This window comes from Saccharopolyspora endophytica (genome assembly GCF_018070075.1).
Lineage (GTDB): Bacteria > Actinomycetota > Actinomycetes > Mycobacteriales > Pseudonocardiaceae > Saccharopolyspora > Saccharopolyspora endophytica.
In genome coordinates, this window is sequence record NZ_JAGPXE010000013.1 from 165,403 (window position 1) to 187,323 (window position 21,921).

Sequence of the window (21,921 nt, forward strand, 5' to 3'; positions counted from 1 at the left end):
TTGATCGCCCCGGACGGAGAGTGACGGGACACGAGCCCGTCGCGTGAAGGACGGCTGTGGGGGCCGCCCTTCGCCAATAGGGGAGTGCGCCGGCCGCGGGCCGGCCGAACAGCGTGGGAGCCGATCCAGCTCTTTCGCGGGAGGTACCGCATGAATAACCACTCGGGCATCTGCGCCTGACGTAGCGCTCCTGGCGGCGCTGGAACCGCCCTCTTCAACGAGCGCTACCCACACAAGTCCCATACGGGCAGACCGCGGTGGAAGCGGTTTTGGTGATTCCGCCACACCGTGACGCATCCCTTTTCCGGCGCACCCGCCGGAGTGATCACTGTCGTGATTTTTGCAGCTCAGAAGCCCTTTGGGTGCTGAGTGAGGGACAACGCGTCCTCGAATCGCCCGGCCTGCCCTGCCGCTGATCGCGCGCCACATCGCGCCTCGGACCGGTGCACGCACCCCGAGGCCGTGGACCAACGCGCCTTCATCACCGCCCGGCCCTGCGCACAACGGCCGGGAAAGGAGACGAAATCATGGTTGCTTCAGGGCAGAACTCGCTGGGGCACAACGGTTTCCGCAACGCGACGACCGCCTCACTCGCCCGCACCGAGCAGGGCGAGCCTTCGGAACCACCGGCGGCGGGCACCACACCGCCGTCGCTGCCGGAGCCGGAGCGCACGGCCACCGCCACCCAGTGGCCGTGCGCTCCCTCCCCGGCCGATACCGAGCAAACGCAGCCCCACGGCCTCGCTGACCAGCCCAGTCCGGCACCCGCCGAACCCGGCAGTCTCGAGGACCGCGACCGCCGCCTCGCCCGAGCCGCGAGCCAGGCGTGGCCGGAGCTGCCCACGGCAGACATCGTCGGCGCGGTCGAGGCCGGGCAGTGGGCTGCGGCCGCCGAGACGACGTCCTCCAGCAACGACGCTGGCGACCAGACGGGCCTGCGCACGGCCGCACAGACCGGTCAGGCGGCGGCCGCTGTGCAGCGGCAGGGACTGCCGCCGATCAGCGACACCCACGCGGACTGGGCCGGATTCGGCGAGGTCATCCCGGTGCTGGCCGCCTCACCCGGCGCCGGAGCGTCCCTGGTCGCCACCGTGCTCGCCGACGCGTTGCAGCTCGCCGAGCAGCGCGTGCTCCTGGTCGATACCGCCGATCCCGCGCGCTCCGGCCTGGCCGCCGCGGCCCGCTCGGAAGGCCCGGCCCTGGACGGCCCGCATCCCTCGGTGCGCATCCGGTTCTCCTGGCGCGCCCAAGCGCTGCTGGCACGGGTGGAGACCGAGCTCCCGGTGATCACCCCGGGCATGGTGCCGCCCCCGCGCTTCTTCAAACCGAAGCACCAGTCGGTGCAGGCCACCGTGGTCGACCTCGGTCACGACGCCTGGCGCGTGGCCGCGCATCCACTGGCCGGGGCCGGGGCCTGGCTGCGCGCCGGGACTCCGACGCCGAAACCGGTGCTGGTCTGCCGGGCCACCCGCCCCTCACTGCTGCACGCCGAACAGGTCCTGGCTCGCCTGGATGCCTGGAACCGCTCCGGTGCCACGACCTCGCCGACCCAGCTGGTGGTCGTCGGCGCGAAGCGCTGGCCCACCGGCGTGCGCGGCAGTGCCGGACTCCGCGTGTCCGGCCTGCTCGACGACGCGGTCTTCCTACCGCACGACCCGGACATCGCCACCACCGGGATCCGCGCCGAGGTCACCCCGACGCGGCTGCGCGCCGCCATCACCCCATTGCTGCGCCGCTGGGACCTGCTGCCCCAGACGGCGTCGTCGGCCGGGCGGCTGCCCGGCCTGTCCCGCCGCTCGAAGGGAGCCACATCATGGTGATCCAGCAGCTCGCAGACACGGCCCTGCCCGTCCTGGCCCAGATCCCCAACCCAGGACCAGTGGCCCCGCCCGGCTCCGAAAAGGTCATCGAGGCCGTCGGCAACGTCAAGTGGGGCGCCGGCGTGGCGTTGATGGTCGGCTTCTTCATCGGCCTGCTGGTGTGGGCCGGTGGCCGGTGGGTCGACCACCACCGCGCGGGCAAGATCGGCGTGATCATGATGCTGTGCGCCCTCGGCGGCGGCATTTTGTACGGGGTCGGCTATCAGCTGATCAGCCACTTCGCGGCGGGGGCCTGAGTCATGGCCCCTCCTGTCACGAACCAGCAGCAGCGCAGGCGCCGAGCCGGTCTGGGCCTGGCGGCCATCGTCGTGATGGTCCTGGCCGTCGTTGCGATGGCGGGCGCGCTGGTGGTCTCGCACTACGTCACTGACCGGCCCGCACCGGCTCCCGCCCCGCCCCCGTCGAGGCCGGATCCGGATTCGGGCGGCTGGGACCTGGCGGCTGAGCACGCCCTGGCGAGTGCCCCGATGGCGGCACTGCCAGCGCAATCGGCGCAGCCGCAGCCGATGACCACCGAGCGGGCCGGTGAGCCCATCACCGTTCCCGCGCCCATGCAGACCGCCGGGCGCTGGATCACCGGCGGGTTCCCCGCCACCCCAGAGGGTGCGCTAGGGCAGCTCACCGCCCTGGATGAGGCCGCGATGCGCGGCGGGGATCCGGCCACCTACGCACGCGGGTTCCGCGAGCTGGCGTTGCCGGGTGCCCCGCAGCCGGACACCACCGGGCTGTACTCGCTGCTGCGCTCGATGCGCAGCAGCGCCGGGCTCCCGCCCACCGGCGCGGTGCTGGACCTGACCGCGAACTACCAGGTCACGCACGGCCAGATCAAAGGCGTCACCGATGGCGGCCGCTACGTCGTGGCCTGCGTGCTCGGCCAGTTCTCGGTCGACTACCAGGGCCAAACCCTCACCGCCGGTGTCGGGGATTGCCAGGCCCTGCGCCACGTCGGCGGGGACTGGCGGATCTCGCCCGGCCCGCTCCCCGCACCCGCCCCAAGCGCGTGGCCGGGCAGCGCGGACGCGGTCCATGCCGGGTACCGGGATCTGAAGAGGGGTGGCTGAGATGTGGCCCTTCGACGACATCGGTAGCGCGATCGGCGGCAAGCTCAAAGAGCTGGTCAGCTCGGCGTTTGAGACGGCGATGCAGGCGTTGTGGGACGCCAGCCTGTGGATCCTGCGGGAGGCGTTCCGGCTCGCCGACCAGTTCTCGGTGTTCACAGTGGACACACGCGAGGGTCCGATCTCCGTGCTCTGGCCCATGATGCTGTGGATCTCCGGCGTGCTGGCGCTCGGGCTGTTCTTCTGGCAGATGACCATGACCTCGCTCCGAGGCGGGCGCGGGTTCATGCGGCTGATCGGCGGCCCGGTTCAGTACGGGATCGCCCTGGCGATCACCGTCGGCATGGTGGCGGGGTTCCTCACCGCGGCCGACGGACTCACCCACGGCATCCTCCAATACGGCCTTCAGTCGACCAACTTCCAGGACGCGCTCCAGCACACGACGTTCGCCGACGCAGCCCAGGACGGTGTCAAGGCGGTCGTGCTCGGGATCTGCGCGTTCATCGGGGTCATCCCGGCGGGCATCGGCTACGTGCTGGAGATGCTGTTCCGCGAGGCCGCGATCTACGTGCTCGTGGCCACGATCCCGATCACCGCCGCGGGGCTGCTGGCCAACGTCACCAAGGCGTGGTTCTGGAAGGCCATCCGCTGGATCTTGGCCTGCATCGCCATGAAGCCGGTGCTGGCGATGACGCTGGTGCTGGGCGTGGCCATCTCCGGCGGGTCGAAGGGCCTGTCCGGGCTTCTGGCCGGAGTCGGGGTCCTGATCATTTCCCTGCTGATCCCGTTTGTGCTGTTCCGGCTGTTCGCGTTCGTCGATCCGAACTCCGATGCCGGTTCGACGTTCCGCGACGCCCTCGCCGGTGTCGGGGTGTCCTCCTACGGCTCTGGCAACCCGGCGATTCAGGCCGCGAACGCCCTTGCCGGCGGCGGCTTCGGTGGCGGGGGCGGCGGCAGCGATGCGCAGGAGTCGGCCAACGCCGACCGCTTCGATTCGGCGATGGCCGACTACGCCGACGGCGAGATGGACAACCACGGCGTCGGCCACAGCTCCGGCGGTTCCAGCGGTGGCGGGGGCGGTGGTGGCGGCGGGGGCTCCGCATCGCCGTCCGCAGCAGACCCCGGCGGCGACGGCGATGACGACGTCCTTGGCGGCGACGGCGCTGCGGCCCCGCCCGCTGCGGCCAACAGCGGCCGCGTGACCTCCTCCGACGGCATCGGCCCGCAAGGCGTCGGCGGCGGCGCCGACGGCACCGACGGCTTCGGCGGCGACGGCGGTGGCGGTGGGGGTGGCAGCGCAGGCGGTGGATATCCCGAGCCGCCTCCTCCTGAGCCTCCCGACTACGGACACGGCCCCGACGACGACGGCGGTGGCGGGGGCGGCGGTCCCCGCGGCGGCGGTGGTGGCGGTGGACCCAAGAACAACGGTGGCGGCGGTGGCGCTGCTGCCTCTGACGACGTGGAAGCGGCGGTGGTCGTATGAGTACCAACAACGTTCGGATCTATCGCGGTCTGGCCCGGCGCGAGCACGCAGGCTGGATCATGGGACTGACCCCGTTGCAGGCACTGACCTGCATCGTGCTGGCCGTTCCGGTGCTCTGGACCGTCAGCGCAGGCCAGTTCCTCACCGCCCTGATCCTGGCCACGATCTGCGGGTTCGTCGCCTGCCTGGTGGTCGTGCCCGTACGCGGGCGGCCGGCGTTCCGCTGGCTGGCGCACCTGGTGCTGCACCAGCTCGGCGTGCTGTTCGGCTGGTCGCGCTGGCAGTCCAAGGCCGCATCGGGCCTGCCGGTCGATCCCGACGAGCCGGATCTGCCCGGTGTCCTGCAACGGGTCTCGTTCCCTGACGGTCCGGTGTTCAAGGACCGCGGCCGGATCGCGCTGATCCACGACACCGGCGACGGCCGCTGGGGCGCGACCGCGCGCCTGACCCACACCGGTGTTGGGATGCTCAGCAACGAGCAGTGCGAACGGCTGGCCTCCCGGCTGGGCAACCTGCTGCTGAGCATCGGGCATCGCGACGTGATCGACCGGATGTCGCTGCTGGTGCGCACCGTGCCCGACGACGGCACCGAGTACACCGTGTGGCGCTCGAAGCACGAGGTCGACCAGGCGCCGCCACTGGCCCGTCAGGCCGCCGACGAGCTGGACCGCACCATCGGCGCCGTCTCGGTGCGCCACGAAATCTTCGTGACCATCTCCGGCACCGAAGACGCGCTGCGCAAGCCGGCAGCCGCCGCTGGCGGCGGGACCGAGGGACGAGCGCGGGTGCTCTACCGGGTGCTCGAGGGTCTCGAGGACCCGCTCAAGGCCCTCGGCGCCGACAGCGTCGAATGGCTCTCCGGCAGCGGACTGGCCGAGGCCATCCGCACCGGCTTCAACCCGGACAGCTCGGCGGTGTTGCGGGCCGGGCACCTCACCGGCGATGGCCAGCAGGGCCTGCCCAAGGCCGCCGCCGGGCCGACCGAGGCACCCTCGCCGCCTCGGCGCCGCTATGACCACGACGCGTACTCCACCGTGAGCTACAGCGTGCTCATGCCCGAGGCGGGCACGGTGTTCGGCAGCCTCTCGCCACTGCTGGCGGTCAAAACCGCAGGTGAACGCCGGTGCCTGGCAATCCATTACGAGGTCATGGACGCCCGCCGAGCCTCGCGGGCGGTGCAGAACTACCGGTTCCGGGCCGGTGTACTGCGCGATTACAAGAGCTCGAAGGGGTTCTCGGCCTCCGCATCGGACGAGCGGGAAGCCAGCGGCGCCCGTGCGCAGGAAAAGGCGGTGGCCGCAGGCCATTCCATCGTGCGCTACGCCGCCGCCTCGGCGGTGACGGTGCCCGCGCACTGGAACGTCGAGGACCACGCCGCCCGCCTGGAAAACGACGCCGCCGGCCGGTTCCGGCTGCTGCGGCTCGATCTCGCTCAGGATTCCGCGTTCGTCGCCGCCTGCTTGCCGGTCGGCGTCGGGCTGCCGCGCGCACGGGGAGGTTTGCTGTGAAAACCCGCATGAACGAGCGCAGCGCCGCACAGCTGCTGGCCGACTTCGGTGCCCCGCCACCGAGCAAACCGCGCACACCGAACCGGCCTACGGCGCAGAAGGAGCGAGTCAACCGGCCCATCGCCCCGCGTCGCGGCCTGGCCCGGCCCGGTCAGGGCTGGGCTCCGGTCGAGGCCCCGCTGGCGGTGTATGAGGCGGCCACACACGAGATCGGCGGGCTGTTTCCGCTGCTGGCGGCCAACGGCGTGCCCGCTGTGGGAGCCCGCATCGGCTACGACACCGTCAGCGGAGGCGCGTTCTACGCCCACCCCATCGAGTGGGTGCTGCGCGGGCTCGGGACCAACCCGAACATGGTGATCTTCGGTGAGCCCGGACGCGGCAAGAGCAGCACCGTCGTCGCGTTCTTGCTGCGCATGATGCTCTTCGGCGTCCGCACCCTGATCAGCGGCGACGTGAAAGGGGAGTACTCGCCGCTGCTGCGGGCGCTGGACATCAACCCGATTGCGCTGGGCCGGGGCTCCTCGGCGCGACTCAACGCCCTGGACCTGGGGCCGCTGGCCAGCCGGTGGGATTCCTGGTCGGTCGACCGGCAGCGCGAGGAGCTGGACGGGGTGCTCGGCCGGTGGGTCAAGCTGCTGACCGCGCTCGCCGAAGCGCAGGGCTACTCGCCGACGGTCACCGACGAGGCGGTGCTCTCGCAGGTGCTGCGGCGCCTGGTCGGCGCCGCCGACGGCTACACCCACCTGCGGCCGGTCACCATCCCCGACGTCCAGCGCGAACTCGCCGACCCGGACACGGCGTTGTGGGAGGACACCCGCTTCGCTGACCGGCGTCAGTTCCTCGACACGCTGCGTCCGATCACCGACGCGCTGGCCAACCTGGTCAGCGGTCCGCTGGCCGGGCTGTTCGACGAGCCGACGAACTTCGAGCTCGACTGGGCCGCGCCGATCCAGTCGATGGACCTCTCCCTGCTGCGCAGCCGCGGGGACCAGGCAGTGGCCGTGGCGCTGACCTGCTTGGGCTCCTGGTCGTCGATGATCACCGACCTCCAGGACGACGGGGAGATCCGCATCGTCGTGCGCGACGAGGTCTGGCGGCAGATGCGCCTCGGTCCAAAGGCCGTGCAGGCCGTCGACTCCGACCTGCGGCTGTCCCGTGCGGAGAAGAAGATCCAGATCCTCGTCGGCCACAAGCCCAGCGACTTCCTGTCCGTGGGCAACGCCGGCTCCCAGGAAGTCGCGATCGCCAAGGACCTCCTGGCGCTGTGCTCCACGCGGATCCTGTTCGGCCAGTCCACACGGGTCGCCGACGAGCTGGCCGAAGATTTCGTCCTGTCCGGCAAGGAATCCGACGTCACCACGGGCTGGTGCATGGAGCGCACCGGCCGGGCGCTGTGGAAGATCGAGAACAACCCCGGCTACAAGGTCCAGTCGGTGCTGTCGCGCACCGAGAAGCACACCTTCGACACCAACGCCCAGCTGCGGGCCGGTGGGGACCGGTAGGCGGCCATGTCGGGGTCGAGCAAGGGCACCGTGTGGTCGATGGTCGCCGTCGCGCTGACGGCCTTCATCGTCATGCCTGCGGCGATGGTCGGGGTCGCGGTCCTGGCGGTCTCCGGGAGCCTGGGCATCGCGTTCGGCGGCTGCCACGGCGACGGCGGCCCCGGCGGGGGCGGGCAGCAGGTCGGCGACCAGCAGTGGTCCGGCGAGCAGATGACCAACGCCCAGACCATCACCTCGGTGGTCCAGCAGCGCCACCTTCCCAAACGGGCCGCGGTCCTGGCGATTTCCACCGCGATCGTCGAGTCCCGGCTGATCAACGTCCACTACGGAGACCGCGACTCGCTGGGGCTGTTTCAGCAGCGCCCGTCGATGGGCTGGGGTTCGCCGGAGGAAGTCACCAACCCCGCCTACGCCACCGGGAAGTTCCTCGACCACCTGGTGCAACTCGACGGCTGGCACACCATGCCGCCGGGCGTGACCCAGCAGAAGGTGCAGGCATCGGCGTTCCCCGACCGCTACGCCCCGCAGGAACAGCCCGCCAGCCAGCTGATGGACAAGTTCTGGACCGGCCCGGACAACCCGGTCCCGCCGCCGAGCGGCGGGGATACGGCCCAGCAGGCGTCGGCCAGCCAGTCCGCGCTGGGCTGCCCGGACCAGGGCGCATCGAACATCCCGCTCGATCCGGCCAAGCTCCCGCCGGGCTTCCAGCTGCCGAGTGACCCGAAGCAGCGCGCGGCCGTGGAGTTCGCGCTGAGCAAGCTCGGCGCCCCGTACGTGTGGGGCGCGAAGGGCCCGGATGCCTTCGACTGCTCCGGGTTGATGCAGGCCGCGTGGGCTCGCGCCGGGGTACCGATCTCGGCGGGCACCTACGGCCAGAAGGACGACGGCCGCGCCGTCGGATCACTCGCCGAAATCCAGCCCGGTGACCTGGTGTTCATCCCCGGCTCGCTCGGCTCCCCGTCCGATCCGCGGCACGTGGGCATGTACGCCGGCCACGGCGTGATCGTCAACGCCTACGACTCCTCCACCGGCGTGATCCTCGAACGCCTCGATGCGTGGGCGCCCCAGGTCGTGTCCATCCGGCGAATCGCCGAACCCACCACACCGCCACCACCGCAAGGGAGTCCGCAGGCATGAGCAGCAACCACCGCATTGCACCCACCGCCGATCGCGACCTCGCGCTGATGGGCGTGCTGGTTTCCGTGCTCGGCGCACTGCTGGCCCTGGCCGCCGGGCTCATGGCCGGCGCCGCAGCCGCCACCGTGGTCGCCGGTGGCCCCTGGCAGATGCCCGGCTTCGACACCTGGGTGTCCGGGGTGTTCGCCGTGCTCGGCAACCCCGCCGATCCGGCTGCGGGCCTCGGAGCACCGTGGGCCCCGGCGCTGGCCGGGCGGCCGGGCCTGTACTGGACGGTCACGCTGGCGATCATCGCGACCGCGGTGGCTGTCCTGGCCACGGTGGCCGGGCTGGCCTGGCGCCGGTTCGGCCCATCGCAGCCCGGTCACGCCAGCCGGGAGGACATCCGCCGCGAGCTCTCCCTGGAGGCGGCTCGGCGCACCGCCGAGTGGACCCGGCCGAGCCTGAGCCCGCGCGAGCGGCGCCGCGCACCGCTGGAACAGGTCGCCGCACCACTGCACCGCGGCCCGAACCACCAGGTCATGTGCACACCGCTGGAAAACCCCACCGGCGCCTTCGCACCCACCCAATCCGGCAAGTCCCGCACGGATCTTGTGCACAAAGCGCTCGCCGCACCGGGCGCGCTGCTGTGCAGCACCACGAAACCCGACTTGGTCGAGTTCGCCGCGCTGGCCCGCACCCGCCGCCGAGAAGCCGGTCCCGTGCTGGTCTTCGACACCACCGGGCAGGTGCACTGGCCCGCGCAGGTCCGCTACTCGCCGGTGACCGGGTGCCAATCGTTCACCACCGCGCGCCGCCGCGCCGAAACGCTCGTCGATGCCGCAGCGGTGGGCCTGGAAAACGTGGGCGGCAACGACAAGGTGTTCCGCGAGCGCGCGAAGATGGTCGTGCAGTCCTACCTGCTCGCCGCCGCCCACGCCGGGCGCGGAGTCGCCGACCTCGTCCGGTGGGCGATCACCAAACCGCCGGACCAGGAGCCGGTCGAGCTGCTGCGCCAGCACGGCTTTCCGGAGCTGGCCGACAACCTGCGCTCCGAGATCGGCATGGTCGCTGAGACCTCCGACGCGGTGTGGCTCAGCGTCCGCCGGGTCATCGAGCCCTGGCTGGACCCGCACCTGCGCGAGCTGTGCTCCCCGAAGCCGGGGGAGGAGTTCGATCCTCGCTCGTTCATCGGCAATCAGGGGTCGCTGTTCCTGGTCGCCGGGGAGCACCAGGCCGCCCAGGTCCGGCCGGTGCTGACTGCGCTGGTCGAGGACATCCTGACCAACGAGCAGGAGATGGCGCTGTCGTACCCGTCGCGGCGGCTTGATCCTCCGGCCACCAACGACCTCGACGAGCTCTTCGACGCCACGCCGGTGCCGCGACTGCCAGAGATCCTGGCCGATTCGGCAGGTCGGGGCGTGATCATCCACTGGGCCGCGCAGTCGCTGGCGCACCTGGACACCCTCTACGGCGAGAACGGGCGCCGCCAGCTGCTGGACAACACCACGACACTGACGCTCTGGGGCGGCATCAAGGACCCCAAGACCTTGGAGTGGATCTCCACGATCGCCGACCACCACGAGCGGCGGCGCTACCAGCAGCAATCCGATGGCTTGTTCGGCATCGGCCGCACCTCGGTCGGCACCGAGTCCGTGCCGACCTACCGGCCCGGCGCGGTGCGCACGGTCGACCGCGGCCGCGTCCTGGTCTTCCACCGGCACCTCAAGCCGATCTTGGCCCGCACGGTCGATGTCAAGCGCCGCAGCGACTGGAAGTCGCTCAAGGCCGACGTTGACGCGGTGCGCAACGGCGAGGTCCCCGTGTCCCCGGATGGATACGCCCTGACCAGCTCCGCGCAGCCCGCAGCGCCCGCCTACCAGGAGGTGAAGCCGCTGTGAGCGAGGACGACATCACCCCGAACCGCCGCCGTCGTGAACCCGCAACGGACGAGCCCAGCGAGCACGATCCGGCCAACACCGAGGAGCTGGACAAGCAGCTCAGCGCGATCACCGAGGTCGTCGGCGGGCTGGCCAAGAAGGTCAACTCGCTCCGCGAGCGCATCGACGCCCTCGAAAACGGCGACACCGGCGACGAGGACGAGCAGGACGACAAGCACGACCGGCCCGCCGCGTGGGTGGTGTTCACCCCGCCGGCCGCGGCCGAGGACCGCCAGCACCGCAAGGACGGACACAGTCCGAACTGGACACTGGATAACTTCGTGGCCTGGTACAACGCCACCTACGTAGGACTGGCCGGTGGTCCCGCCACGCCGATTCCCGAGTGCTGGCGCCAGCATCCCGGCCTGGCGATGGAGGTCGCCACGCTCGCCTACAGCTGGCGGCGGGCCAACGTCGGCGCCACCGCCAACGTGCGCGACGCCCAGTACTGGCATCACACCTGGCGGCCCGGTTTCGCCGCCCGGCTCAACGAGTGGACCCACGCGCACTGCATCGACGGACGACACCGCCCCGCCGGGGCCAGCGTCCGCCCTGACCGCTTTACCCAAGCCACATCCGAAGAAGCGCACGTCAGAAAGGAAGCGTCATGACCGCCACCGCTCCACGCCAATCCAGTCCTCGTCCAGCACCAGGACCGCGCTGCCCGGAATGCCAGGTACCCACCCGCTGGCTGCCGCACCCGTTGCTGCGGTGGTTCTGCCCCGACTGCGAGGTGTCCTGGCGCGATCCCTGCCAACCAGGACTGCGTGAAAACCCCAGCGCCACCGTCAATCCGTTCGCACCAGCACTCGTGGAGATCCCGTCATGACCGACTACGACACGCGCTCCTACACCGCTCGCCGTGCCATCCGCGCCGCCGAGCCGACGCCCCTGCACACCGCGCACCGCGTCATCGGCGTCGAGCACACCGTCCCGGAGATCCTGCCCGGCAGCCTGCTCGCCAGCCGCGGAGAACAGGTGTGGGCCACCGGATCGCTGATCGCGATGTTGGAGGACGCGACCTGGGAAGTCGTCGCTCCGCACGTGCCCGACGAACGCGCGCTGGTCGGCTGCGGCGGCGTCTACGAGCACACTGCACCGACCCTGCCGGGCCAGCAGGTGCGCATCGAGGTCTACCGCACCTATGTGCCCGAGGGCGGCGGAAAGCAGCTGTGGACCGTGCGTGCGGTCAACGTCGCTACCGGTCAGCAGGCCGGCGTCTTGCACCACGAGGTGGCCACCCCGAATCGCGCGCGGTTCTACCGACGGCTTCGCGCGCGGATGTGAGGAAAACCAGCACGTGACCAGCACAACGACGCACAGGGAGCCCGACCATGATCTTCCTCGAATGGCGCCCCGCTGCACCGTCCTCGTCCCGCTCGACGACGGCCCTCGGCGCGGCCGCGGCCACCGCCGCAGCCGGGTGGATGCTCACCGCCACCCGGCTGCACGCCCGCACGCGCCAGCTGCACCGCGCCCACCGTGACCCCGTCACCGGACTGCTCACCCGAGCGGCCTTCGAGCCGGCCGCCCAAGCGGCGCTGCGCCACCGAGACTGCACGGTCGGCCTGGTCGACCTGGACGGATTCAAGGCCGTCAACGACACCCACGGCCACCAGGTCGGCGACGAGGTGCTGCGCACCGTGGCCACCCGGTTGAAAACCCAGCTCGGCCACCTGGCCGTCGTCGGCCGGATCGGCGGTGACGAGCTGGCCTTCGTCACCCCCGGACTCCGTCCCGGTGACCTCGACGCGCTGGTCTCCGCGCTGACCACGCCAATCCCGACCACCAACGCGGGCCTGCTCCAGGTCGGGGTCTCGCTCGGCATCAGCACCCTCGGCCGCCAGGCCGGGCTCTCGGACGCACTGGTCGCGGCCGACCTGGCCATGTACGAGGCCAAATCCACCCGGCAGGGCGGCGGATGGCGCGTGTGCTCGCCGCGCTCCCACGCAGCCGCCTTACCCGCACTGTGCCCCGCGCCCCGCCAAGAAGCCCGTGCATTCGGGCCCGCGACACAGGAGGTGAACCAGCGATGAGCGCACACTGGGAGGACCGCGCGGCGTGCCACGGCACGATGCTCGAGCTGTGGTTCGGCCCCGACGACTACGACGAACCAGTGGACCAGACCCGCTGGCGGCAGCGCCGTGCGACCGAGTTCTGCGCGAGATGTCCGGTGTGGACTGAATGCCTGTCCGCCGAGCTGGTGCGGCCGTTGTCCGAGCAGCACGGAATCCGCGGCGGGCTCACCCCTCGCGCGCGGGAGCGGCTGCTGGCGCGGTGGCGCGAGGCCGGGCTCGTGCCCGAGCACCGCCCGCCGGACGACGTCGACCTCGTGCGCACGCTGCTCACCGAGTCAGGCGAGTCAGACCTGCTGCCCGCCAGGCGCTACTGCTCCAGCAACTAGTGAGATAGTGGCGCCCGGCGGGGTCGCGCACGCGATCGCCCGTACAGGATCGTCAAGGGGAGCACGATGCCGATCTGGCTGCTCATCATCATCGACGTCGCGGCCGTCGGTTTCGCCGTGTTCCTGGCCTTCAAGCTGCCGCACGACCCGTGGCGAATCACCCCGTCGCTGGTGGTGATGTTCCTGCTGACGATTCTGCTGGGGGCCACCATTGACCCGCGGGCGTTCCTGCTCACCGCGGGCCTGGTCGCCGCGTTCGCCACCGGCCGCACCGTCTACCGGCTACGGCAGTCCCGCTCGGCGCCGAACAAGTAGCCCCGCCCACCGGGTTGCCGGCCCGGCGTGAGGTACCGAGATCGCCTTCCGGGTCATCCGGCGAGCAGCGCACGGCAGGGGCAGGCTGACCAGGGTGGTTGCTCTGCATCCGCCGATTCCGGTGGCCGTGGCCGCTCGCGCCCAAGAGGTTCCCAGCGACCGCGACCGGTGGGCGTTCGAGCCCAAATTATCGACAGGGTTCAGAAGCTGTCCGCTATCCGCTCTTGTCAACGTGCCGTGTACTGTCGCCGAGCCCGTGCCTGCTACGGATTCGTCGCACGTCGGTGGTGGTACTTCACGAAGCCCTCGACTGCCTGGGCGGTGACGCCGATCTGTTGCCCGATCCACCTGTAGGAATGCCCAGACCTGTGCAGTTGAGCGGCGATTTCCCGGACCTCGACGACCTCCTTGTGGCCGCCCGCACCCTCATCGACCCGGATTACGCGCTGCGCACCGGCTGCTGGTGACGCGCCCAGCGCGACTTCGAACTACCGGATCCCGCGCGCTTTGTGGATCAGCCGGGGCCAGTCATGCCGGTGGGCGCGATCTCCGAAGCGATCACGCCCACCGGTATGGGAGGAACACGGAGCCTGGACCCCCTGGCTCCGAGCTCACGCGCATGCGGATCGCGCGCGACTACATGGAACGCTCACCCGTGAGGTTGGGACAGACGAGACCCGCACGATCCGCACAACGCCACTGTCGACCCCAGCAGCCCCAGCCAGCAAACTCGCCTCGCGTACATCACCCACCCGAGCCACGGGCCCCAGGGTGTGAAGTCGCGGCGGAGGACCCCCGGATCACCCAGACCCTGAACATAGGACAAAGACCCACGTCAGGGCCGTATGCTTGATTCCAAGCAGTGGGAAGGGGTCGCTGATGGCCGAGTGCAACCACCTCACCTGGGCAGACCTCAACCACCTCACCCGAGGCGAGCTGCTGGACCGTCTCGAGGCCGAGCAGGAGTATTGGGCTCGCCAGGAAAATGGCGGGTTCACCGACGCCGATCGCGCCAGGCGTGAGGAGTTCAGCCGGATCCTTCGCGCGGTGTGCGCCCCAGCCGAGTTGGCCGAGGAGGTGGGCCACACCGCGGCGTGGCTGGCGGGTGAGTGCTCGACCGACACCTCGTACTGGGACCAGATGCCTGGTCATCGGGTCACCGCGCGGCGCAGGCGCGGCCGGTGATCAGCCAGCGGAGACCGGCTGGAATCCCGGCAGCGGCACATGGGCACCGTCGTAGCCGACCACGACGTCGTAGCCACGATCGCTGGCCGAGGACGCGCAGCGTGCGCACCCGTTGAGCTCGAACGGAGCCAACCCCGGGCCCATCCTGACCGTGTCGGTTCGCAGGCCACGACACAGCACCTCCTGCGCCACGGGATCCAGCAGGTGGATCGACAGTCCGCCGGTCGAGCCGACACACATCAACTCGGCCCGTCCCGGGCCCCCGGGAGCCGTTTCCAACGTCATGGGTTCCTGCCTCCATCGGTTCGAGTGATCGGGGCGACAGGTAACCAGCCTGGCCTCATCGCTGTCGAACCCGTCGCCGTGCTCTGGGTGACGGGCTCAACGACATGAGGCCGGGACCCGGGCGGGAAAGGCTGGCTTAGGCCGGGAGCCGGAAGGGCCGGTCGGTGAGGCCCTCGCGGGCGCGGGCCAGGGTCATCTCGCTGCGGGTGATGCCGAGGTGGGCGCAGTGCTCACCGGCTCGTGTGGCGCAGTCGGGCCCGCTCCAGGCGGGCATGCGGTGGCAGGCCCGGCACTGCGGGCACTCCGTCACGCACAACACCCCGGGTGGGGATTCGACGATCACGCAGGTGAGGAAGCTCCGGGCGCCACAGACTTCGCAGCTGGCCGCGGGCGGGCAGAAGGTGGTGTCGTCCAGGTTGATGTGTTGCGGGGAGTCCAGGGTCGTCATCGAGTCGCCTCTTCGGCGCGCATTGCCCTTGGTCAGGTCCTCCCACGCACCGGTGTGGCTTCCTGCGGGCGGGGCCGCAGTCACACGGTTACGTGGCCGAGCGGCGGGTACGTAACTCCCCCTCTTGAGCCCGGCGCCTTGGCACCAGGGTGCCAGACCCGAACGGTTTACACACGCACTAGTGGGCGAATCTGAGTGCACCACGGTGTGCGCGTGCGCGGTTGTGCGCAGGCTGTGCCCCGACCAAGGTCTTTCGGCTCTTCACGCCTCACGTTCATTGTCGAAGACTGACGTTGCCTGCCTGGGCGGGCGGAAGGACAGCCACGGCCGCTGGCGCCGTCGGTTGTCCGCCAGTCCACTGACATCGACGATGACCCGCCCCCAGGCGGGCCCAGTTATCGGCCCTGCCTGTACCTCCCTTCAGGCGGGGTCGTTCGATGTCGTGCAGGTTCTCCTCGGAGGGGAGGTGATCGGCGATGGCAACGCCCGTCTGGGGCGGCGTGCTGTCGTTTGCTCGGCCTGGTGACCTTGCCCGTCCAGTTGTTCACCGCGACTGAGGACCACACGGTCCGGTTCCACCAGTACGAACGCGGTACCACCGACCGGATCCGCTATCAGCGGATCAACGAACGCACCGGCCGCGAGGTCGACTACTACGAGATCGTCAAAGGCCGAACGGTGCAGGGACGGGTCGTGACCGTCGAGGACTCCGAGCTCGACGAGATCGCGCCCGGCCGCTCGCGATCGATTTCCATCACGGCGTTCGTCGACGTCGACGAGATCAACCCGGCCTTCTTCGGCCGGACCTACTGGCTCGCGCCCGACACGTCCGATCACCGGCGTCCCTACACCCTGCTGCACCAGGCCATGTCCCAAACCAACCGAGCAGGCATCGCCACGTGCGTGCTCCGCGGCCGGCAACATCTCGCGCTGGTCCGTGCTGACGAGCATGCACTGGCGTTGACCACACTGCGCTGGCCCGATGAGCTCCGCGATCCCACCGCCGTGCTCGGCCGGTCCACCTCCGGCGAAGAGCCGAGCGAAGACGAGCTGCAGGCCGCCACCACGGTGATCAACGCGATGAGCGGCCCCTGGAAACCCCAGGACTACGAGGACACCTACGCCGTCCAGGTTGAGCAGCTCCTCCAGGCCAAGGCTCAAGGCGCGCTGCCCGCGGCGGCTCCCGCCCCGCCCGAACCCACGTCCGTGAGCGATCTCGAACGTGCACTGCGGGCCAGCCTGGAGTCGGCCACGTCCCGCCGTCGTGGCGCCTAGTTCCGGTGGCGAGCGTGAGCAGGCAGTGGCGTGACGGTGCCGCCGCGGCGAAGGGCCTCGTTGTCCAGGGTGAGCCGCCGGATGGTGTCGGCGTAGAGGTCGATGGTGCGGCGCAGGTCGGTGTTCTCGCGGCGGAGCCGCTGCACCGTGGCCTCGGCGTTCTCGGGTGCGCCGGTGGCCGGTGCGCTGGGCTCGATCGCGGCGCGAGCGCGCGGTTGGAAGTAGTCGGTGATCAGGTCTTGGTAGTGGCGGTAGAACGTCGCGTGAGCGATCCCGAGGTGGCGCTGCACGGCGGTGATGGTGGGGCAGCGCCCGTTGGCGGCGGCTTCGGCGAGGACGGTGTCCATCGCGGCGCGGACGGTCTCGGCGGTGGGCAGGGGGCGTTTCACGAGGTCTCCGGGGTGTGGCGGGCGAGGAACTCGGCGAGCTCGTCGTGTTGCTGCTGTAGGCGGTGGCGCACGTAGGGCGCCAGGCGGTCACCGTCGGCCAGGGCCTGGTCGAGCTCGGCCAGGCGGTGCGCGAGCGTGTCGCGGTTGTCGGGCGTGAGCGTGGTGTTGCGGCAGGCCAGCGGCTGGCAATCGCCCATCACCGGGCCCTGTTCGGTGTCGTTGTTCTTGCGTCGGCACAGGGCCCGGTCGGGGTTGTAGACGCAGGTGATGAAGGTTCCGGGATACAGGTGCGGGTCGTGGCGGGCCATGATCCGTGCCAGCCGTGCTTCGTCGGTGACGACCCGGCCTTCGAACACGGCGTGCCGGGCGAACTCGGCCAGGCGTTGCTGGGCCTCGGCCGCGGCAGGTCCGGTGAGCTGGGCCGTTTCGGTGCTGGTGTCGGCGAGGAACTGGCCGCGGGCCAGTGCGTCCTCGGCGGCGACTTCGTCGCGAAACCCCGAGGCGCTGGTGCCGGCGTAGCCCTCGAACATCTGGATCCGCTGGTGGCGGTACTGCAGGGCCCCGGCGATGGTGCCGCCCGGGCGGCGCGCGATGAACCAGGCCAGCGTGCGCCGGAACTGACGGGGAGCCAGGTGCACTGGCCGCCCGTGATCAGCGATGCCGTCCGTGCGGTCGTGGGCGGCGACGTAGCCGTTGATCCAGGCGATGAACTCGTCGAGGTGACGGCCGGTCGTCGAGTTGGTGACCAGGCGGCCGTGCTGCCCGCGGTTTGGTGCCTCGGGTGGGAGGGCGAACAGGTAGGGCTGCTCGGCGGGGTGGAGTCGTTCGAGGACAGCTACGGCCCGCGCCACGGGTGCGGTGACGATCCAGGTGGCGGGAACGCCTTCGGGCCGTTCGCCCTTGAAGGCGAGGCTGTGCAGGCGGTGCCGGTAGATGCGGCCGGTGGGGTCACGCTGCACGGTGACGCAGCCGCGCTGGAGGTGCTTGATCTCGGAGTCCCGCATCCCGGACAGGTAGGCGATCACGATCCAGCATGCGATCTGCAGCAGCCGAGCCAGCCGTCCGGCGCGCTGGCGCGACAGCCTCGCGTGTCGTGGTGGGCTTCCGAGCAGGTCGGTGATGGTGGCCAGCATGTCCTGCTCGATCCGGTCGGCCTGGCGGGCGGTGAGGATGTCGTCGGCGAAGTCGTCGACCCACCGCATCGCCCAGGTCATCAGCGGCCCGATCACGGTCTCGGGGATCCGGTCGGTGGTGTTCTCCCGCACGCGACGCTGGGATCGCGACCACGCCCGCCAGAGGGCGATGCGTGCGGGATCGCTGCGCAGGTGCTGCTCTCCGAGCCGGGCGCGGTAGAGCCACAGCATCCGGATCGCCCGGCGGTGCCCTCGGATGTGGTTCGCGGACAGCCGCTGGGCCACCAGTTCGTCGTGGTAGTCGCCGAGCTGCTGCTCATCGAGATCAGTCAGGGTGTGGCCGTGGTCGTGGAGCCAGTGCAGGAACGTGCGGAGGAGGGTGAAGTAGCTGTAGATGCTCGCGATCGACAGCTTCGGCTCCCCGGGCGGCCGATCGCAGGTCAGCAGCGCCAGGCACAGGCGTTTGACCGGTTCCACGAACTCCGCAGGCACGGTGGTGAAGTCGAGCTTGCGCGACCCGATGTCGACGCGCAGCAACGCCGGCGTCAGATCCCACACGTCGTCGATGAACAGAGAGCTGTCGGCCAACGTGGCGCGAGCGTGCAGCCGACGGGTGGCCAGCACCTGGATCTGCCCCCGCCACGACGCTGTCGCAGTGGAAGCGGTGGTCATTGCGCCTCCCTGGGGCCGTCGAGAAGATCCAGCGGCAACGTGGGCTTGTGCTGCGCTGCGGCAGCGCGCTGGGCGGCACTGAAGCGGGGCAGGATCCCGGTGGTGATGATCTGCCAGGTCTGGCCATGCCGACGGGCCCAGTGCTCGGCGTCGTAGCGATCCAGGTCGGCTTGCAGGCGGTCTTGCAGCGCCAGCAACGCGGGCAGGTGCCGTTCCAGGACCAGCGCGTTCGGGCAGTGCAGGCAGGTCAGGAACGATTCGCGGCACTGACCGCCGCCATCGGGCCCGGTGGTGATGTCCAGGCAGGACGTGACCAGCGTGTCCAGTTCTCCGGCGTGGGCCTGCCGCCAGGTGTGCTCCGGCACGCGCTCGGGCTGCGGGTTGGCCGGGTGGACCGCCACAGTGCGGGCGTGCTGTTCGGCATCGGTGATCGCGTCGGTGAGTACCTCGGCGGCCCACTCGGTGATGAAGGGGTCGTGGCGCAGGTAGTGGGCGTAGGACGTTTCCGCGGTGTTGGTCAGCCGAGCTGACGGCAAGTGCCCACCCACCGCCTTGGCGGTGCGGACCTCGACCGTCTTCCTGATGCGGGTGAGCAGCAGTTCCAGCGGCGCGCCCGCGTCGTCGACCAGACCGTGACGGCGTGCCCAGTCGCCGAGCTTGAGCTTGCGGGCGAGTTCAGCGTCGAACGGGCCGATATGCCCGGCCGTGTCGACGTGCAGGTACCGGCCCCGTCCGGTGCCCGCCCAGATCGACCACACCGAGCTCGTTCCGGAAAAGGCCCGGCTGCGGGCCATCAACTGGTGTAGCAGCAGGTAGAAGCTGCCCGGGGTGCTCAACTGCCGTTGTGGGTCGGCCGCCGTGCTCCAGTGCACGGTGGACAACGCGTTGGCCTTGCCGCGTCGCCGCTTGGTCACTGTCAACGCCACCGCCTGGCCCTCCAGAACCCGGTGCTGGGCGGGCAGCTCCTTCAGCGTTTCCGGATTCCGGCCGGTCAACGCGGCGGCGTAGACCATCAACGGCGCCAGGTCGGCGTCAACGACGAACAGCTGGCGGGCCGCAGCCGAGCGAGCGGCAGCCTGCTCACCGAACGGAATGTCCCGGTAGTCCACCCGGACATGGCCGGTGCGGGCCATGTCCGCCAGCTGCTCGGCCTGCTTTCGCTCGGCGTCGGTGAGTAGGCCCGGTTCCTGGGTAAACCGGGTCAGGAGTCGCTCGCCGGCGGCAATCCGGTCCCGGATCGCTGCCACATCCGAGCGTGCCGCGGCCACGATCGCGCTCAACTCGCGGTCGGAGTACCCCGGCCGCGAGTCGGACTGCACGTCCAGGCCGTGACCGCGTTGCCACAGGTAGTCGAGCAGGGCGGGATCAAGGCGCGCGGCGGGCAGCTCGCGCAGCACCAGCATCAGGTCCTGCAGGTTCTTCCGAGCCGTCTTCTCGCTGCAGGTCTGCAGCCGCGTCAGGCGATGCCGCTCCAGGTGCCGGATCCGCAGCTCCTCCACCCGGAGGGGCGGATCGGCGAGCCCGGCCAGCACCACCAGGAACAGGCGCAGCGTCTGCCACTGCGCGGTCGCGGCGCGCTGGGTTCGTCGCCCGCCACCCGGGCCCACGCGCGCCGCGAAGGCCGCCGCGAGGTCGGCATGCAGGGCCGCCAGCGGCAGCTCGGCGAACCGAAACACCCGCTCGCGGCCGTCTTCACCGGCGAACCGCACCACCGGGCTGCCCTCCTCGCCGGGCTCCACCGACGGACTGGAGTAGAAGCCGCGGGGCACCGCGGCCACCTGGCCGCGTCCGGTACGCGCACTCACGCGCTCACCTCCGGGCCTTCCTGCCAGCCTTCGGGGCTGTACCCGGGTGGTTCCCACGCCCCGTCGGGCACCAGCGCCAGGCGGGTACGCATCTCCAGCTCCTGCAAGGTGTGCAGGTACAGCGCCGTGGTCGTCACCGAGGTGTGGCCCAGCCGGATCCGCACCCAGTTCAACGGATCACCGAACACGCGCTGGTAGGTCAGCCGCTGGCCTTCGTTGAGCTCGCCCAGGGCCTGAATGTGGCCGCGCCACAGCAATTCCAGCGTGATCACCGCGAACGAGTGGCGCAGCATGTGCGGGGTCGCTGACAGGTCCACACCCTGACCTGCGCACCGGGCGTTGGCCTCGGCGAACACCTGCCGCCAGCCCGACACCGACATCGGCATCCCATGCTGGTTGAGCCACAGCATCGCCGGTTCCCACCCCTGCTCGGTGGCCATCAGAAGACGCCGCCGCTCACCCGGGCTCAGCCGGTCCACCCCAACCCAGCGGCCACCGAGCCGCACCCGCGGCTTCGCCGGATCCTCCACCAGCAACGACCGGCTGGTCGGGGTGTAGGCGCCGCGCTGCCGAGCCTCCTCGACGATCTCCCGGCGGTCCCACTCCAGGTAATCCCGCACGTCCCGCAGCACCGAGATCGGCACGTAGATCGCCCGCCCGGACCCGCCCTTGGCGATCGCATCGGGAAGCACCGTGCGGGCGTTGACGATCCCGGACCCCGTGCCGGGCAGCTCCGGCACCTCGAACAGCGTCAGCGACGCCTGTTCGGTCAGCCTCAGTCCCGTGCGCACCATCAAGTCCGCGAACGCGCAGTTCCGCGCCGCCCACCGACCGCGGAACTCCCTGCGGGGAAGCTCGTCGGCGTCGAACCCGCACACCCCAACGTTGCGCCACCGCCGATACGAGGCCGGAGGCAACCACTTCACCTCCCGCCGCGGCCCAGCGTGCGAGGACTCCGCCGGCACCTGTCGTCCTTCTCCCCGGCCCGGCCACGGCGACCACGGCGCTGCTTCGCGCTGCCGGATCGGGTTCGCCCGCACCAGATCCTGCTCGAAGGCCCACAGGTAGAACTGGTTGACCGTGGCGACCTCTCGATCCCACGTGGAGTCCTGCACTCGTGGCCCGCGCTCATCCCGGCGGCGCCACCACTCGTAGGCCGCCCGGTCGTCCTCCGTGGCGTCCCGCCATCCTCGGCCGTCGCGCGCTGACCACAGGAACGAGAAGAACGTCCGCAGATCCCTCGCGTGCGCGACCTGCGTGTTCCACGGCGAATGCGCCAGCCACACCGAGAAATACCGGTTCAGCGCCACGTCGTACTCACCGCGCGGCCCCAGCAGGAACGGCTGGTCCTCCGGTGCACGCGCGGTCGAGTCCTCCGGTACGCGCGAGAACAGCCCGGGAAGCGCCCGCATCAGTGCGGTGTCCTCGCGTGGCCGCACCGGCTCGCTCCGGGTGAAGTGCACCCGCCAGCCCATGATCGACATGACGGCGGAGGCTACTACCGGACAGTTCAAAAGCGCATA

General features: G+C 70.6%; 21 protein-coding genes. 15 read left to right on the forward strand and 6 right to left on the reverse strand.

Annotated features, from left to right (window positions below):
• Positions 1-527: 527 nt before the first annotated feature.
• The 14 genes from KBO27_RS26600 (at position 528) to KBO27_RS26665 (ending at position 14,391) form a co-directional block, all read left to right on the forward strand.
• Positions 528-1,820, forward strand: coding sequence for a CpaE/TadZ family protein (locus KBO27_RS26600; RefSeq protein ID WP_210972579.1), 1,293 nt, complete (start codon positions 528-530; stop codon positions 1,818-1,820).
• Entirely contained in the window at positions 1,814-2,116 is a 303-nt protein-coding gene (locus tag KBO27_RS26605; protein ID WP_210972632.1) for a hypothetical protein, read from the forward strand. Before KBO27_RS26600 ends, KBO27_RS26605 begins: the two co-directional genes overlap by 7 nt.
• A 3-nt stretch (positions 2,117-2,119) precedes the next feature.
• Positions 2,120-2,941: a hypothetical protein gene (locus KBO27_RS26610; RefSeq protein ID WP_210972580.1), complete on the forward strand. Its 822-nt coding sequence runs from the start codon at positions 2,120-2,122 to the stop codon at positions 2,939-2,941.
• Between the two features lies 1 nt (position 2,942).
• A complete protein-coding gene (locus KBO27_RS34425; protein WP_281420875.1) occupies positions 2,943-4,421 on the forward strand; it encodes a hypothetical protein in 1,479 nt (492 codons plus the stop codon).
• Entirely contained in the window at positions 4,418-5,929 is a 1,512-nt protein-coding gene (locus KBO27_RS26620; protein ID WP_210972581.1) for an SCO6880 family protein, read from the forward strand. The genes KBO27_RS34425 and KBO27_RS26620 overlap by 4 nt, the downstream gene beginning before the upstream one ends.
• 8 nt (positions 5,930-5,937) lie before the next feature.
• Positions 5,938-7,431: a putative type IV secretion/conjugal transfer ATPase gene (locus tag KBO27_RS26625; RefSeq protein WP_246538066.1), complete on the forward strand. Its 1,494-nt coding sequence runs from the start codon at positions 5,938-5,940 to the stop codon at positions 7,429-7,431.
• Positions 7,432-7,437: 6 nt separating this feature from the next.
• A complete protein-coding gene (locus KBO27_RS26630; RefSeq protein WP_246538067.1) occupies positions 7,438-8,568 on the forward strand; it encodes a C40 family peptidase in 1,131 nt (376 codons plus the stop codon).
• Positions 8,565-10,448, forward strand: a complete 1,884-nt coding sequence (locus KBO27_RS26635) for a type IV secretory system conjugative DNA transfer family protein (RefSeq protein WP_210972582.1) — start codon at positions 8,565-8,567, stop codon at positions 10,446-10,448. Before KBO27_RS26630 ends, KBO27_RS26635 begins: the two co-directional genes overlap by 4 nt.
• Entirely contained in the window at positions 10,445-11,098 is a 654-nt protein-coding gene (locus KBO27_RS26640) for a hypothetical protein (protein ID WP_210972583.1), read from the forward strand. The genes KBO27_RS26635 and KBO27_RS26640 overlap by 4 nt, the downstream gene beginning before the upstream one ends.
• 214 nt (positions 11,099-11,312) lie before the next feature.
• Positions 11,313-11,774, forward strand: a complete 462-nt coding sequence (locus KBO27_RS26645) for a thioesterase, FlK family (protein ID WP_210972584.1) — start codon at positions 11,313-11,315, stop codon at positions 11,772-11,774.
• A gap of 47 nt (positions 11,775-11,821) precedes the next feature.
• Positions 11,822-12,523 (forward strand): GGDEF domain-containing protein, encoded by a 702-nt coding sequence (locus KBO27_RS26650; RefSeq protein WP_210972585.1) that lies wholly within the window; start codon positions 11,822-11,824, stop codon positions 12,521-12,523.
• A complete protein-coding gene (locus KBO27_RS26655) occupies positions 12,520-12,891 on the forward strand; it encodes a WhiB family transcriptional regulator (protein WP_210972586.1) in 372 nt (123 codons plus the stop codon). The genes KBO27_RS26650 and KBO27_RS26655 overlap by 4 nt, the downstream gene beginning before the upstream one ends.
• A gap of 66 nt (positions 12,892-12,957) precedes the next feature.
• Positions 12,958-13,206, forward strand: a complete 249-nt coding sequence (locus tag KBO27_RS26660) for a hypothetical protein (RefSeq protein WP_210972587.1) — start codon at positions 12,958-12,960, stop codon at positions 13,204-13,206.
• Between the two features lie 879 nt (positions 13,207-14,085).
• Positions 14,086-14,391, forward strand: coding sequence for a hypothetical protein (locus tag KBO27_RS26665; RefSeq protein WP_210972588.1), 306 nt, complete (start codon positions 14,086-14,088; stop codon positions 14,389-14,391).
• Here KBO27_RS26665 and KBO27_RS26670 read toward each other — a convergent pair whose 3' ends face one another.
• Both KBO27_RS26670 and KBO27_RS26675 read right to left on the reverse strand, forming a co-directional pair.
• Complete coding sequence (locus tag KBO27_RS26670; protein ID WP_210972589.1) at positions 14,392-14,676, reverse strand: hypothetical protein; 285 nt, start codon at positions 14,674-14,676, stop codon at positions 14,392-14,394.
• 136 nt (positions 14,677-14,812) lie between these two features.
• Positions 14,813-15,124 (reverse strand): hypothetical protein, encoded by a 312-nt coding sequence (locus KBO27_RS26675; protein WP_210972590.1) that lies wholly within the window; start codon positions 15,122-15,124, stop codon positions 14,813-14,815.
• Between the two features lie 522 nt (positions 15,125-15,646).
• On the opposite strand from KBO27_RS26675, the gene ku reads away from it, so the two are divergent.
• Positions 15,647-16,399 carry a non-homologous end joining protein Ku gene (gene ku, locus KBO27_RS26680; RefSeq protein ID WP_210972591.1) on the forward strand — a complete coding sequence of 251 codons (753 nt, stop codon included), beginning with the start codon at positions 15,647-15,649 and terminating at the stop codon, positions 16,397-16,399.
• Here the strand turns inward: ku and KBO27_RS26685 are convergent.
• Genes KBO27_RS26685 through KBO27_RS26700 form a run of 4 tightly spaced genes read right to left on the reverse strand, consistent with a single transcriptional unit; the run spans position 16,396 to position 21,882 of the window.
• On the reverse strand, positions 16,396-16,788 hold the full coding sequence (locus tag KBO27_RS26685) for a hypothetical protein (RefSeq protein ID WP_210972592.1): 393 nt from the start codon (positions 16,786-16,788) through the stop codon (positions 16,396-16,398). The genes ku and KBO27_RS26685 overlap by 4 nt on opposite strands.
• Positions 16,785-18,593 (reverse strand): site-specific integrase, encoded by a 1,809-nt coding sequence (locus KBO27_RS26690; protein WP_210972593.1) that lies wholly within the window; start codon positions 18,591-18,593, stop codon positions 16,785-16,787. Before KBO27_RS26690 ends, KBO27_RS26685 begins: the two co-directional genes overlap by 4 nt.
• Positions 18,590-20,398 carry a hypothetical protein gene (locus KBO27_RS26695; RefSeq protein ID WP_210972594.1) on the reverse strand — a complete coding sequence of 603 codons (1,809 nt, stop codon included), beginning with the start codon at positions 20,396-20,398 and terminating at the stop codon, positions 18,590-18,592. The genes KBO27_RS26690 and KBO27_RS26695 overlap by 4 nt, the downstream gene beginning before the upstream one ends.
• On the reverse strand, positions 20,395-21,882 hold the full coding sequence (locus tag KBO27_RS26700; protein ID WP_210972595.1) for a tyrosine-type recombinase/integrase: 1,488 nt from the start codon (positions 21,880-21,882) through the stop codon (positions 20,395-20,397). The genes KBO27_RS26695 and KBO27_RS26700 overlap by 4 nt, the downstream gene beginning before the upstream one ends.
• Between the last annotated feature and the right edge of the window lie 39 nt (positions 21,883-21,921).